Below are 13,305 nucleotides of genomic sequence, written 5' to 3' on the forward strand. Positions count from 1 at the left end.
GATCTGCGCATGCTCGGGCTGCCGTCGTCGATCCCGATCCCGCCCGGCGGCGCGGGGATTCCGGGCGGGATCGGGATCGACGACGGCAGCCCGAGCATGCGCAGATCCGACAGGTGCAGGTCGGGCAGGTCGAGGCCGGTGAGATCGCGCAGCGGGATCGTGATGTCGGGGACCGACGTGAGCGCGACCTCCGACAGCTCCGGCTGCACCGCCGCGAACTGGGAATTGTTCGCGCTGCGGTAATCGGTCGAATCGCTGAGCGCGAACGCGCCGATCGGCGCGGCGACCGCGAGGGTCGTGACCACCGGTAGCACGTAGGAACGTTTCGGCTTTCGGTATCGCACGTGCCTCTCCAATCAGGGTCGAGCAGTGTCATCCCTAGCGGCAGATCACCGGCAAGTGATGCTTGCTTCCTCTTGCCTCACACACCACACTAGTTAACATACGTCACACATCTAAACCTCAACTCGAGAGTTATGTGATTGCTCGAATGTAGCCCTCGGAACCCGCTCGGTGCGGACGACATGCCGACGCGAGCTCCGCCGGTAGAACCCCCGAACCGTGGGAGCGCAGGATGAGAGCGGATACCTCGATCGCCCGCAAGACCCGTCGCGGCACCCGCCGCCGAGCGGTTCCGATACTCGCGACGCCACCACTTCCGGTGCTGGTTGGCGGTACGGCGCTCGTGCTCACCGGGGCACTCGGGCTGTGGCAACTGCTGCCGGACGTCGAGCCGACAGTCGGGGCCGGGCACGGTCGCGGCATGAGTCAGGTCGGCGCCTTCGACAACGCTCGCGCGGGCTGGAACGCCGAGGAGATCCTCGGCCACTACTACCCCGGGGCGGAACTCGGCCAAATCGGAGCAACCACCATCGGCGTACGCCTGCAAGCCCAGGACGACGCCACCCTCGACACCTATGCCGCCGCGGGCGCGCAGGTCGCGGGCCGGATGATCGGACCCGGCGAAGCCGCCCACCTCACCCCCATGCCCGATGGTGGCGCCAGCGTGGTGGTGACCGCGGGCTGCGACGGAGAAGTGTTGTGGCAGAGCGCAACCGACGACCCGTACGTCTACCCGATCGGTGCCGGACCCGGCCGCCCCGCCGACGAACATCTCACTCTCTGCGGCGGCACCGCCTATCGCGGCGCGCTCGGCGTCGCACTGGAGAACGGCTCGTACCGGACCGTGAACCAGGTCGATATCGAGGACTATCTCGCCGGCGTCCTGCCCGCCGAAATGCAGGCCAACTGGGCCGATCAGGGCGCGTTCGAAGCGCTGCGCGCACAGGCCATCGCCGCCCGCTCCTACGCCCTCGCCGAAGACCGCTACCCGTACGCGCAGACCTGCGACACCACCGACTGCCAGGTCTACCCGGGCACAGTCAAGGAAGACGCGCGAACCACCGACGCCGTCGCCGCCACCGTCGGCACGGTGCTGCTGCGCGACGGCCTGATCCTGCGCTCGGAGTACTCCGCCGCTCCCGACGGCGGCCGACCCGCCGACATCGAAACCTTCGCCGTCGGCCCGGCCCCCGGCGACCTCGTCGAATCCCTGCCCATCCCAGCACTTCCCGAGCTCCCCGCCGATCCCGGCCCGACCATCGAAGCACTCGCGGGGGAGTCGGTGATCGACACCGAATACCGCCGCCTCGGTGGTCCCGGCAGTTCGATCGGTGCCCCCATCGGCCCGGAGATGCTGCTGCCCCAACGCGCGGGCACCTACCGCCTGTACACCAACGGCGTCATCGTGGCGACGAAAACCCTCGGCGCCCAAGTGGTCGACTTCTCCACCCTGCTCCAGTTGGTGCCCGAGGTCGGTGACCAGGTTCCCGGGTCAGCCGGATCACGACCGAAACCCGGTGGGGCGCAGGGTGACCCACTTGTCGAGGGCGCACCCCAGCTGCCCGACCTCGCCGATGTCGGTCCGGCGCCCGACCCGAACGCCGCGCCTGACCCGAACGCCGCGACAGACCCGGGCGCCGCAACAGGTCCGGGTGCTGCGACAGGCCCAGGCGTCAGCACCGATCCGAATGCTGCGGCCACACCGGACGCGAGCGGGACCGACGCCGCCCCCGGGCCGGAGATGAGCAGCGGGGTCGACCCGAACTTCGCGCCGGAACAGATCCTCGAGCCGGACCCGGGTGCCGTCCCGCCACCGCTGCAGCCGAACGCGGTCCCCACCGAATAGCGCACGCCAGGCGTCCACACGACGTGCGTCCAGGTCGCGGCGAGGGTGCTATCCCCGTCCGACGGCTCGGGCACCAGTTGAATGTTTGATCACCACGCTCTGGTGGCGGCATCGGCCGAGTAGCTCCCGCCGCCAGAGCGTGGTGATCGTGTGTCCAGATTCGTTGCGTATGGGGCGAGCGCCGGTCGGGGCGCCGAAGTGGTATTTCCCCTGCTCAGGGCCCGTCAGCTGATCGACGTGTCGCCCAGGCCGATCGACAGCGTGCGCAGCAGGTCGACGAGGTTGTCGCGGTCTTCGGGGGTGAGGCAGGCGAGTAGGCGTTGCTCGTTGGCTACGTGGAGGGGCAGGAGACAGTCGACCAGTTCGGTGCCCTTGTCGGTGAGCTGGACGAAGATCGAGCGGCGGTCGTCGGCGCAGGGGACGCGGCGGACCAGGTCTTTCGCGGCGAGTCGGTCGATGCGATTGGTGATCGCGCCGGAGGTGACCATGGCGGCACGGTTGAGCGCGCCCGCGGTGAGGCCCTGGGTGCCGCCGGAGCGGCGCAGGGTGGCGAGCACGTCGAATTCCCAGCGTTCCAGGTCGTGCTGGGCGAAGAACGTGCGCAGTTCCTGATCGAAGAGGCGGCCGAGGCGGGTGATGCGGCCGATCACCGCCATCGGCGACACGTCGACGTCGGGGCGTTCGCGATTCCAGTGTTCGACGATCGAGTCCACGGCATCGGACATGCGAGCTCCTCTCTCCGTTGAATATCTCAACATTCATCTACTTGACGCTGAGGCATCGCCAGGAGTAGATATTTCAACGTTGAGATTATCAATCAGGAGCGAACATGACGACCGCAACCCACGGCGACGCCCGCACCCTCGCGCTCACCGCACTCACCCCCATCGCCTGGGGCTCCACCTACGCCGTCACCACCGAATTCCTCCCGCCCGACCGGCCGCTGTTCACCGCCCTCATGCGGGCGCTCCCCGTGGGTCTCGTCCTGCTCGCCATCACCCGCACCCTCCCGCGCGGCATCTGGATCGGCCGCGCAGCCGTGCTCGGCACGCTCAACATGGGCGTCTTCTTCCCTCTGCTGTTTCTCGCCGCCTACCGGCTCCCCGGCGGTGTAGCGGGCGTGCTCGCCGCGATCGCACCCATGTTCGCGCTCGGTTTCGCCGCCGTCCTGCTGGCCGAAACCCCCACTCGCCGTAAGGTTCTCGCCGGTCTGATCGGAGTCTTCGGGGTCGGCCTCGTCGTCCTGCGCGGCACTGTCGAGCTCGACACCGTCGGCGTACTCGCGGGCCTCGCAGCCGCTGCCTCCCTGGGCGCGGGCACGGTGCTCGCCAAGAAATGGGGCCACCCGACCGGCGTCGGCCCACTCACCGTCACCGGCTGGCAGCTCACCGCGGCGGGCCTGCTCATCGCCCCGCTGGCCCTGTTCGTGGAAGGCGCCCCGCCCGCCCTCGACGCCGAAGCCGTCGGCGGTTACCTCTACATCGGCGTCATCGGCACGGCGCTGGCCTACTGGCTGTGGTTCCGCGGCATCGCCCGGGTGTCGGCCACCTCGGTCTCGTTCCTCGGCCTGCTCAGCCCCGTCACCGCGGCGGTGATCGGCTGGATCGCGCTGAGTGAGGCGCTGGCCCCACTACAGGTCCTCGGCCTCGTCATCGCCTTGGCCGGCACCGTCCTCGGGCAGATCCCGGCAAAGACCGGGCCCGCTGCGAGTGTGCCGCGGGAACCGGTCGTCGCGGGTCGATAGATCCATCTGCGGGATCTGCGACGTCAGCCGCGCATCGCCTGCATCAACTGGTCCTCGGTGAGGGCCGGAACCGGCAGGGGGTGCGCGGCTTTCGCGCGCAGACCGTCCAGGATGAGGGCGAGATTGCGGCGCCAGAGGTCGGGGGCGACGTGCGCGGTCGCGGCGACAACACTGGTGTGGGACCAGGTGATGAAGGCGATGTCCTCGAGTATCCAGTCCGCGCGCAGCGCACCGGCTTCCTGTGCGCGGGTCACGATCCGGCGCATCAGGTCGTGCCCGTGCGCCCTGGCCCGCTCCAGCGCCGGGCTCGGCGGAGCGCGCAGGGCCAGTTCGCCGAGGATGCGGTCGTTCGCGTGCAGCGCGCAGATGTTCTCGACCAGGAAGACGAACGATTCCCACGGATCGTCGATGTCCAGCGCCTCCTCGGCGATGCGGGTGCCCGCACCGAGCCGGTCGTCGACGGCGGCGGCGATCAGGTCGTCGCGGGTGGGAAAGCGGTTGTAGAGGGTGCCGATCGCGACACCGGCCCGCGTGGCGATGTCCTTGAGCGGCGCGTCGAGCCCGCGTTCCTCGAAGAGTTCGCGGGCCGCGGCGACCAGGGCGTCGCGATTGCGCTTGGCGTCGCTGCGCAACGGCTTGTCCTCGGGCATTCGCCGATCCTACAAATCGACCCGCCGAAATATCTTGAGCCCTGGTTCAAGTTGATGCTAGTTTGCCGATAACTTGAACCAACGCTCAACTTAGTGAGGTAGTCGGATGAGCACACTCGCGATCTTCGGATATGGACCAGGCCTCGGCGCCGGAACGGCACAGGCATTCGGGCGCAACGGCTTTCGGGTCGCGGCTGTCGGGCGAGACCCCGACGCGGCCGCCGAGCGAGTGGCGGGGTTGCGTGCGGCCGGTATCGCCGCCGAGCCCTTCACCGCCGACATCACCGATCCTGCCCAGCTGACCGAGGTGATCACGCGGGTCGAGGAGAAGCTGGGGCCGATCGAAGTAGCGGTGCACGCGGCCGCCGCCGGGATATCGGTGCGCAGCGCGTCGACCCGCGAGGTCGACCGGGCCGCGCTGGAGCTGCCGTTCGCGCTCAAGGTGTACTCGTCGATCCAGCTCAGCCGCGAACTCCTGCCCGGCATGCTCGGTCGCGGGCGCGGCGCGCTCCTGTTCTCCTCCGGCGCGTCCGAGGCGAACCTACAGCCCTACCTGGCCAATATGGGAGTAGCGCTCGGCGCGCAGCGGGCCTATGTCCGGCAGTTGGCCGCCGAACTCGACGGCACCGGCGTCTACGCCGGACTGCTCGCCATCGGCTCGCTCATCGAGAACAGTGCGGTGCAGCACGAGGTCGACGCGCATCCTGAGCTGATCCCCGCCGGGATGGTGCTGCCGCGCATCGGCAACGCCGAACTCGGCGCCGAGTACTGGCGGATGTACACCGAACGCGACACCGTCGAGGTCGAGATCGGGTTCTGACTTTTAGAGGTTGACCTTGACGTAGCGTCAACTTGCAGACTGGTCTCATCGACGGGAAAGGAGCTGGTCATGGCGGGTGAATGGTCCATTCAGGACCTCGCGAAAGCCGCGGGCACCACCAGCCGCACGCTGCGCCACTACGGGCAGCTCGGGCTGCTGGAGCCGAGCCGGATCGGCGCCAACGGCTACCGCTACTACGACCAGAACTCCCTGGTCCGCCTGCAGCGCATTCTGCTGCTGCGCGAACTCGGGCTCGGCCTTCCGGTGATCGCCGAGGTTCTCGCCGGTGAACAGAACACCACCGACGCGCTGCGCACCCACCTGGAACTGCTTCGGCAGCAACAGGATCGGATCGCCCGGCAGATCGACTCGGTGTCGACCACATTGCACAAGACGGAAAGAGGTGAACCGCTCATGGCCGCAGAGGTTTTCGACGGTTTCGACCACACCCAGTACAAGGAAGAAGTCACCCAGCGCTGGGGCAAGGAGGCCTACGAGAGCGGCGACCGCTGGTGGCGTTCGCTGAGCGAAGACGGTAAGCAGCAGTTCCTGCAGACCCAGCTCGACATCGCGGCCGACTTCGGAAAGGCCCACGCCGCAGGTCTTCCCGTGGAAGGCGACACGGTGCAGGCCATCGTCGAACGTCACCGTGCCTGGCTCGGTGACGGGACTCAGGGCCGGCCGGTGACCAACGAATATCTCGTCGGTCTCGGCGAGATGTACGTCGCCGATCCGCGTTTCCGGAAGAACTACGACGTGCACGGCGAGAACACGGCCGAGTACATCCGGGATGCGTTCCGCGCGTACGCCGCCGCGCATCCGGCGTAGGGGTTGGCCGGCGCGCGCCGGGATGTGGCGGGGCCGCGCTCGGGTGGATATCGCCCGGGCGCGGCCTTGGGTGCGGATGTTGCGGGGTGGGGTAGCCGACTCTTTTTGGATTGCGCCGGGCCGCTACGCCGCTTCGCGGCGGACCCTCCTCGGGGTCGGGTCGTGCGGGGTTGGGAGTGCGGTCATGGCGGACTGCTGGTGAAGCCGTTCGCATGGTGGATCACGGTAGGCCGCTACACGCCACACTCCACGGCATCCTCCCGCCTGACCGCTATGGCGTTCCACGTCGTACGGAACTACTCGGCTGAGCCACCTACCGCACTCCAACCCCGCCCCTTCCCGACCTCGAGGAGGGAACGCCGCGAAGCGGCGCAGCGGCCCCTCAGGGGCCGCGCTCGAGCGCGCCAGCGCTCCAAAAATACAGCCCAATACCTTTGTGGTGCACAAAACACCGAGGTAGTTCCGTACAGCTGGGACCGCAACCCAAGCACACCCCGGCGCAGATCACGCAAGCCCCGTATAACTGACTCCGAACGACGACAAGTAGCGGGGACAGTGTGGAGCAGGTGCGGCCGGAGGGGCCTTCGCGCGCGGTGACCGCGCTGATCGCGGGTTGGCTGGGGGTACTGGTCGGCGTGGCGGGGATCGTCGTCGGGGTGGCGACCGCGGTATTGCGGACGCTCGGGCGTCAGATCGATCTCGACTATGTGGGCGCGGGGATCGTCGGCGGGCTCGGCGTGGTGTACCTGCTCGGCGCGGTGCTGTTGCTGCGGCGCCGGATGCTCGGTAGGCGAGTGCTGCTCACGATGGCGGCGGTGATGGCGGGGGCGACGGGGCTGGTCGTGGTGTTGAACGGGGCGAGTCACGGCTGGCGGTTCGGGCCGCTGGACTGCTGGCTCGGGCTCAATGTGGTGATCGTGGCGTTCAGCGTGATCGAGCCGACGCGACGCTGGACCGCGACGCGATAGCGGCGGACGGGATACGGTCGGACCATGCTCGAGCAGGAGAAGACAACGACTCTCGGTGACGTGACGGCCGTCGTCGCCGTGGCCCTCGGCGCGCTCGCCGCCGTGGCGAATCTGCTCGGCGCGGCGTACGTGCTGCGCACCTTCTTCGGCGACCCGGAGCTGCTCGACGATTCGCTCGTCCTCTTCAGCACTCTCGGCGCGCTGGCCGCCGCGTTCGCCTTCGGCTACGGCGCGCTGCTGCTCGCCCGCCGCGACGACACCGGCCGCTGGGTGCTGATCGTCGCCGCCGCAGCGCAACTCGGCCTCGGGCTGCTGGCCCTGCTCGCCACGCTCATCGGCTACGACTCCGGGTACGGCATCCACTGGTTCGCCGACCAATCGGTACTGCGTTCGATCTTCGTCGGTCTCGGTGGGGTGCCGGGAGCGGTGACGGCGATCGTCAACCACAACTGGACGGCCGCCGCCACCGCGACCGGGCTCGGCGCGATCGTGCTGCTCATGGCACTCCTGCCGTGGACGGCGGCCTACACGCGCGCACGCCCGAAAGGCCTTGTCGGACCGGTCGTATAGTTTCAGCTGGTCAGCACCAGGGCACACAGCTCATCAGGAGGGGGAACGATGGGGTATCCGCACGGCCCACAGGGCTACGACCCGTACGCGGCACAGGGTTACGCACAACCGGGTTACGCTCCCGACCCCTACGCCCAGCCCTACGGTGCCCAGCCGTATGCCGAATACGGTTACGGCGCACCTGCTTACGGCCAGTACCCGCCGGGCTACGGACAACCACGCCCCGGCGGGGGAACGGCGATCACCGCTGCTGTCATCTCACTGCTGCTGTCGCTGATCGCCCTCGGCGGACTCGGAATCGCCGCGGCCTTCATCTTCGCCACCGAGCCGACCAGCGCCACCGACGAAGCGGGCCGGTCCGAGGTGACCATCGGCCTCGCCATCGCCGCCGTCCCAAGCCTGCTGTGGTTCCTCGGCTCCATCCTGCTGTTCCGTCGCAAGACCGCGGGCCGCGTGCTCCTGATCCTGCTGTCCGTCCTCGCCCTGGGTGGTACCTGGATCTCGGTCGCCATGTCGGTGAGTCAGGTCCCGTCATCGGAGATCGCCCCCGGGCTCCTGGGCGCGGCGGTGATCTCGTTCTTCCCGCTGCTGATCCTCATCCTGGCCGCGGCACCGTCGACGGGCCGCTGGATCCGCGCCGGTCGACCGACCGCATATCCCCACTACTGACACCTGACTCCGCCTCGGAACAGCGACTCACACCCGACGGTGCCGTACGCATCGGCATCGATCCGGTCCTGTCCGGGTAGTGGCTGATAAAAGCGCAGGTCAGGAGTCGGTCATGGACTCCGCCGGGACAATCCGGCGTCTTCCGATACGCTGGGCACCCGTGACCGCCGCATCGTCCTCGGGTAACTCCGTCAACGCAGATTCCGCCAGCCAGGCAAACCAGTACGACCTGATCGTGGTCGGGTCCGGCTTCTTCGGCCTGACCGTGGCCGAGCGGGCCGCGAACGTGCTGGGTAAGCGGGTGCTGGTGATCGACCGCCGCTACCACCTGGGTGGCAACGCCTACTCCGAGCCCGATCCGGAAACCGGAATCGAGATTCACAAGTACGGCGCGCACCTGTTCCACACCTCGAACAAGAAGGTGTGGGACTACGTCACCCAGTTCACCGAGTTCACCGGCTACCAGCATCGCGTGTTCGGCCTGCACAAGGGCCAGGCGTACCCGCTGCCGATGGGGCTCGGGCTGATCTCGCAGTTCTTCGGCCGCTACTTCACGCCGGAGGAAGCTCGCAAGCTCATCGCCGAGCAGGCCGCCGAGGTGAAGTCCGCCGACGCGCAGAACCTCGAGGAGAAGGCGATCTCGCTGATCGGCCGGCCCCTCTACGAGGCGTTCATCCGCGACTACACCGCCAAGCAGTGGCAGACCGACCCGAAGGAACTGCCCGCGGGCAACATCACCCGCCTGCCGGTGCGCTACACCTTCGACAACCGCTACTTCAACGACACCTACGAGGGCCTGCCCAAGGAGGGGTACACGAAGTGGCTGGAGAACATGGCCGCCTCCGACCTCATCGACGTGCGCCTGAACACGGACTGGTTCGACGTGCGGGACGAGGTCCGCGCCGCCAATCCCGACGCGCCCGTGGTCTACACCGGTCCGCTGGACCTGTACTTCGACTACGCCGAAGGTGAATTGGGTTGGCGCACCATTGATTTCGAGACCGAAGTGCTCGAGATCGGCGACTTCCAGGGAACCTCGGTGATGAACTACAACGACGCCGACGCGCCGTTCACCCGCATCATCGAGCCGCGCCACTTCCACCCGGAGCGCGACTACCCGACCGACAAGACGGTCATCATGCGCGAGTTCTCGCGCTTCGCCCAGACCGGCGACGAACCGTACTACCCGATCAACACCCCGGAGGACCGCGCCAAGCTGCTCGCCTACCGCGAGCGCGCCAAGCGCGAAACCGCCGAGCGCAAGGTGCTTTTCGGTGGCCGCCTCGGCACCTACCAGTACCTGGACATGCACATGGCGATCGGTTCGGCGCTGAGCATGTTCGAGAACGTGCTCCGTCCGCACCTCGAGTCGGGTGCGCCCCTGGTGGACGAGGCATGAGCGCGCAACCGATGCTCGAAGACGTGACCACCGAGACGCGCGCCAAGGCCCTGCTGCAGCGCGTGATCCTGCCGCGCCCGGGTGAGCCGCTGGACGTGCGGACCCTCTACCTGGAGGAATCCACCACCAACGCCCGCCGCGCGCACGCGACCAGCCGCACCGCGCTGTCGATCGGCGCGGAGTCGGAGGTGTCGTTCTGCACCTACTTCAACGCGCTGCCCGCCAGCTACTGGCGTCGGTGGAGCGTGCTGAAGTCGGTGGTGCTTCGCCTGGAACTGGCCGGGCACGGTCGCGTCGACGTGTACCGCTCCAAGGCGGACGGTTCGCGAATCCACGTGCAGGGCAAGGAGTTCGCCGTTCCGCAGGGTGCGGATTCGGTGTCGGTGGAGTTCGAGACCGACCTGGGCCCGTTCGAGGACGGCGGCTGGATCTGGTTCGACATCACCACCGACACGGCGGTCACCCTGCTCGCGGGTGGTTGGTACGCACCGCAGGAGGCGCCGGGCACCGGCAGCATCGCCGTCGGCATGCCCACCTTCAACCGGCCGACCGACCTGGTCAAGACCCTGGCCGCCCTCGGCTCGGACCCGCTGGTGCTCGGCAATGTCGCCGCGGTGATCGTGGCCGACCAGGGCAACCGCAAGGTCGTCGACGAGCCCGGCTTCACCGAGGCCGCCGCGACGCTGGGCGACCGGCTCAGCATCCACGACCAGCCCAACCTCGGCGGGTCCGGCGGCTACAGCCGCGTCATGTACGAGGCGCTGAAGACCGACGCCGAGTTCATCGTCTACATGGACGACGACATCGAGATCGAGCCCGACTCGATCCTGCGCGCCCTGGCGTTCTCCCGGTTCGCCAAGTCGCCGCTGCTGGTCGGCGGGCAGATGCTGAACCTGCAGGAACGCTCGCACCTGCACAGCATGGGTGAGGTCGTCGATCGCGGGATCTTCATGTGGTCCTCGGCGCCGAATGTCGAGTACGACCACGACTTCTCGAAGTATCCGCTCAAGGATCGCGACAACTCCAAGCTGCTGCACCGGCGCATCGACGTCGACTTCAACGGCTGGTGGACCTGCGTGATCCCGCGCAAGGTCGCCGAGCAGATCGGGCAGCCGCTGCCGCTGTTCCTCAAGTGGGACGACGTCGAATACGGTCTGCGCGCTCGCGACGCGGGGTACTCCACGGTCACCCTCCCCGGTGCCGCCGTGTGGCACATGGCCTGGTCCGACAAGGACGACGCCATCGACTGGCAGGCCTACTTCCACCTGCGCAACCGCCTGGTCGTCGCCTCGCTGCACCTGCCGGGCGACGGCAAGCCGATGATCCTGAACACGGTCAAGGCCACCCTCAAGCACCTGCTGTGCCTCGAGTACTCCACGGTCGCCATCCAGAACGAGGCGATCCGCGACTTCCTCGCCGGGCCGGAGGGTCTGTTCGACCTGCTGCCGAGCGCGCTGGGCAAGATCCACGCGATGCGCAAGGAATTCCCGGACGCCGTGGTGGTTCCGTCCTCGACCGAACTGCCGCTGGCCAGTCGCCACGGTGTCGGTGCCGTCGGCGAACCGGGCAACCCCATCGCCAAGGTGGCGCGCCTGGCCAAGGGTGTGGTGCACAACTTCCGCAAGGCCGACCCGGCCGCCCACGAGACACCGCAGCTCAACGTGCCGACGCTGGACGCGCGCTGGTTCCTGCTCTCGCAGGTCGACGGCGTGACCGTGACGACCGCCGACGGCCGTGGCGTGGTGTACCGCAAGCGCGACCCGCGCAAGGCGGCGGAGTTGCTCAAGGAAGCTCTGCGCCTGCGCAAGGAGCTCACCGCCCGCTTCCCGGAGATGCAGCAGCGCTACCGGGCCGCGCACGCCGAGCTGACAAGCACGGCGGCGTGGGAGAAGACCTTCGGCCTGAACGGAACAAGCAAGTGAACGCGATCAACCCGGAACTGGAACTCCTCGACGAGGGCTGCGGCGGCGACTGCGCGTGCAGTGGCGAGTACGTGGAGGTGCCCGTCGAGGTCGCGATCCTCAACGCCGTGCAGGGCACCATCGGCACCAACCCGGCCGTCGTGTCGGCCGCGCGGGCGATGTCGCACTTCGGTGAGCACGCGCTCGGCTGGGTCGGCATCGCGGCGGCGGGCTGGCTGGTCGACAAACCGCGCCGCCGTCAGTGGGCGGGCGTGGCCGTCGGCGCGGTCGGCGCGCACGCCGCGTCGATCGTCATCAAGCGCATCGTCCGCCGCCCGCGCCCGAACGATCCGTCGGTGCAGGTCAATGTGTCGACGCCGAGCAAGCTGAGCTTCCCGTCCTCGCACGCCACCTCCACAACGGCGGCGGCGGTGTTGCTCGGCAGGCTCACCGGGCTACCCTTGCCTGCGGTGCTCGTGCCACCGATGCTGTTGTCCCGGGTCTTGCTCGGGGTGCATTACCCTTCCGATGTGCTCGCCGGTTCCGCACTGGGGGCCGCGTCGGCCGCCGCCGTGCTCGCCGCCGAAAAGAGACGCCGCCCGTGACCGCTACCGAAAGAACTCTGGCTGAGATGAGCGAAGAACCGTCCGCCGCCGTCCTGGACGAGGCTGCTGTGAAGGGCCCGCCGAAGACCCTGGCCGGCGGGCTCGTCAAGGCCGTTCGCCCACGTCAGTGGGTCAAGAACGTGCTCGTGCTCGCCGCGCCGCTCGCCGCGGGCCCCGAAGCCGTCAGCGACCTGGGGATCCTCGCGCACGTGGCGATCGCGTTCGTCGTGTTCTGCATGGCGGCCTCGGGCATCTACCTGGTCAACGACTCCCTCGACGTCGAGGCCGACCGCGCCCACCCGACGAAGCGGTTCCGGCCGATCGCGGCGGGCGTCGTTCCTGTCAACCTGGCTTACGCGCTGGCCGCCGTGCTGCTGGTCGGTTCGATCGCCGGTTCGTTCCTCGCGTCCTGGCATCTCGCCGTGGTGATGGCCGTGTACATCGGCATCCAGCTGGCGTACTGCCTGGGGCTCAAGCACCAGGCCGTGCTCGACATCTGCATCGTGTCCTCGGGCTTCCTGCTGCGCGCCATCGCCGGTGGTGCGGCCGCGGATATCGAACTGTCGCAATGGTTCCTGCTGATCATGGCGTTCGGTTCGCTGTTCATGGCGGCGGGCAAGCGCTACGCCGAGTTGCAGATCGCGCTCGACACGGGCGCCAAGATCCGCAAGTCGCTGCAGTACTACACCCCGACCTACCTGCGCTTCGTCTGGACGCTCGCGGCCACCGCGCTCGTGGTGTTCTACGGACTGTGGGCGTTCCAGCAGGGTGAGGCCCGTGACACCCAGTGGTACGCGATCTCGATGGTGCCGTTTACCATCGCAGTCCTGCGTTACGCGGTCGACGTCGATGGTGGCGAGGCCGGTGAACCCGAAGAGATCGCGCTGGGGGACCGCATCCTGCAGTTCCTCGCTATTGCCTGGATCGGAGCGGTAGGTGTCGCTGTCTATCTCACCTGACGAG

The 13,305-nt window shown here is 68.2% G+C and carries 13 protein-coding genes and 1 pseudogene; 11 read left to right on the forward strand and 3 right to left on the reverse strand.

Features of this window, described 5'->3' with window-relative positions; all coding sequences use genetic code 11:
* Positions 1-305: pseudogene (locus HYG95_RS21545) on the reverse strand (cold-shock protein); the annotation flags it as partial.
* A gap of 269 nt (positions 306-574) precedes the next feature.
* On the opposite strand from HYG95_RS21545, the gene HYG95_RS21550 reads away from it, so the two are divergent.
* Positions 575-2,188: a SpoIID/LytB domain-containing protein gene (locus HYG95_RS21550; RefSeq protein WP_255495611.1), complete on the forward strand. Its 1,614-nt coding sequence runs from the start codon at positions 575-577 to the stop codon at positions 2,186-2,188.
* Between the two features lie 224 nt (positions 2,189-2,412).
* On the opposite strand, the gene HYG95_RS21555 is transcribed toward HYG95_RS21550, so the two are convergent.
* Positions 2,413-2,913 carry a MarR family winged helix-turn-helix transcriptional regulator gene (locus HYG95_RS21555; protein WP_181700486.1) on the reverse strand — a complete coding sequence of 167 codons (501 nt, stop codon included), beginning with the start codon at positions 2,911-2,913 and terminating at the stop codon, positions 2,413-2,415.
* Positions 2,914-3,017: 104 nt separating this feature from the next.
* On the opposite strand from HYG95_RS21555, the gene HYG95_RS21560 reads away from it, so the two are divergent.
* Positions 3,018-3,932 (forward strand): EamA family transporter, encoded by a 915-nt coding sequence (locus tag HYG95_RS21560; RefSeq protein WP_181700488.1) that lies wholly within the window; start codon positions 3,018-3,020, stop codon positions 3,930-3,932.
* 23 nt (positions 3,933-3,955) lie between these two features.
* Here the strand turns inward: HYG95_RS21560 and HYG95_RS21565 are convergent, their stop codons facing one another.
* Positions 3,956-4,582, reverse strand: coding sequence for a TetR/AcrR family transcriptional regulator (locus tag HYG95_RS21565; protein ID WP_181700490.1), 627 nt, complete (start codon positions 4,580-4,582; stop codon positions 3,956-3,958).
* A 106-nt stretch (positions 4,583-4,688) separates the two neighbouring features.
* Between HYG95_RS21565 and HYG95_RS21570 the strand changes: the two genes are divergently transcribed.
* The 9 genes from HYG95_RS21570 to HYG95_RS21610 all read left to right on the forward strand — a co-directional run bounded on the left by HYG95_RS21570 (position 4,689) and on the right by HYG95_RS21610 (position 13,301).
* The gene (locus HYG95_RS21570; RefSeq protein WP_181700492.1) at positions 4,689-5,402 is read left to right on the forward strand and encodes an SDR family oxidoreductase; all 714 of its coding nucleotides are present in this window, start codon (positions 4,689-4,691) and stop codon (positions 5,400-5,402) included.
* A gap of 69 nt (positions 5,403-5,471) precedes the next feature.
* Positions 5,472-6,230 carry a MerR family transcriptional regulator gene (locus HYG95_RS21575; protein ID WP_181700494.1) on the forward strand — a complete coding sequence of 253 codons (759 nt, stop codon included), beginning with the start codon at positions 5,472-5,474 and terminating at the stop codon, positions 6,228-6,230.
* 557 nt (positions 6,231-6,787) lie between these two features.
* Entirely contained in the window at positions 6,788-7,198 is a 411-nt protein-coding gene (locus HYG95_RS21580) for a hypothetical protein (protein WP_181700496.1), read from the forward strand.
* A gap of 24 nt (positions 7,199-7,222) precedes the next feature.
* Positions 7,223-7,768 carry a hypothetical protein gene (locus HYG95_RS21585; protein ID WP_181700498.1) on the forward strand — a complete coding sequence of 182 codons (546 nt, stop codon included), beginning with the start codon at positions 7,223-7,225 and terminating at the stop codon, positions 7,766-7,768.
* Between the two features lie 48 nt (positions 7,769-7,816).
* Positions 7,817-8,437 (forward strand): hypothetical protein, encoded by a 621-nt coding sequence (locus HYG95_RS21590; RefSeq protein ID WP_181700501.1) that lies wholly within the window; start codon positions 7,817-7,819, stop codon positions 8,435-8,437.
* 160 nt (positions 8,438-8,597) lie between these two features.
* On the forward strand, positions 8,598-9,836 hold the full coding sequence (gene glf / locus HYG95_RS21595; RefSeq protein WP_181700503.1) for a UDP-galactopyranose mutase: 1,239 nt from the start codon (positions 8,598-8,600) through the stop codon (positions 9,834-9,836).
* Entirely contained in the window at positions 9,833-11,758 is a 1,926-nt protein-coding gene (locus HYG95_RS21600; protein ID WP_181700506.1) for a glycosyltransferase, read from the forward strand. The genes glf and HYG95_RS21600 overlap by 4 nt, the downstream gene beginning before the upstream one ends.
* Before the next feature lie 71 nt (positions 11,759-11,829).
* Positions 11,830-12,342: a phosphatase PAP2 family protein gene (locus HYG95_RS21605; protein WP_181700534.1), complete on the forward strand. Its 513-nt coding sequence runs from the start codon at positions 11,830-11,832 to the stop codon at positions 12,340-12,342.
* Positions 12,343-12,368: 26 nt separating this feature from the next.
* Positions 12,369-13,301 (forward strand): decaprenyl-phosphate phosphoribosyltransferase, encoded by a 933-nt coding sequence (locus HYG95_RS21610; RefSeq protein ID WP_067494894.1) that lies wholly within the window; start codon positions 12,369-12,371, stop codon positions 13,299-13,301.
* The last annotated feature ends 4 nt before the right edge of the window (positions 13,302-13,305 follow it).

This window comes from Nocardia sp. GTS18 (assembly GCF_013839555.1).
Classification (GTDB): Bacteria; Actinomycetota; Actinomycetes; order Mycobacteriales; family Mycobacteriaceae; genus Nocardia; species Nocardia rosealba.

Bases quoted from the DNA above. Each gene is read 5' to 3' on its own strand.
- HYG95_RS21570 (WP_181700492.1), top strand. From the start codon at position 4,689: ATGAGCACACTCGCGATCTTCGGATATGGACCAGGCCTCGGCGCCGGA.
- HYG95_RS21565 (WP_181700490.1), bottom strand. From the start codon at position 4,582: ATGCCCGAGGACAAGCCGTTGCGCAGCGACGCCAAGCGCAATCGCGAC.
- HYG95_RS21555 (WP_181700486.1), bottom strand. From the start codon at position 2,913: ATGTCCGATGCCGTGGACTCGATCGTCGAACACTGGAATCGCGAACGC.
- HYG95_RS21600 (WP_181700506.1), top strand. From the start codon at position 9,833: ATGAGCGCGCAACCGATGCTCGAAGACGTGACCACCGAGACGCGCGCC.
- HYG95_RS21575 (WP_181700494.1), top strand. From the start codon at position 5,472: ATGGCGGGTGAATGGTCCATTCAGGACCTCGCGAAAGCCGCGGGCACC.
- HYG95_RS21610 (WP_067494894.1), top strand. From the start codon at position 12,369: ATGAGCGAAGAACCGTCCGCCGCCGTCCTGGACGAGGCTGCTGTGAAG.
- HYG95_RS21585 (WP_181700498.1), top strand. From the start codon at position 7,223: ATGCTCGAGCAGGAGAAGACAACGACTCTCGGTGACGTGACGGCCGTC.
- HYG95_RS21550 (WP_255495611.1), top strand. From the start codon at position 575: ATGAGAGCGGATACCTCGATCGCCCGCAAGACCCGTCGCGGCACCCGC.
- HYG95_RS21590 (WP_181700501.1), top strand. From the start codon at position 7,817: ATGGGGTATCCGCACGGCCCACAGGGCTACGACCCGTACGCGGCACAG.
- HYG95_RS21560 (WP_181700488.1), top strand. From the start codon at position 3,018: ATGACGACCGCAACCCACGGCGACGCCCGCACCCTCGCGCTCACCGCA.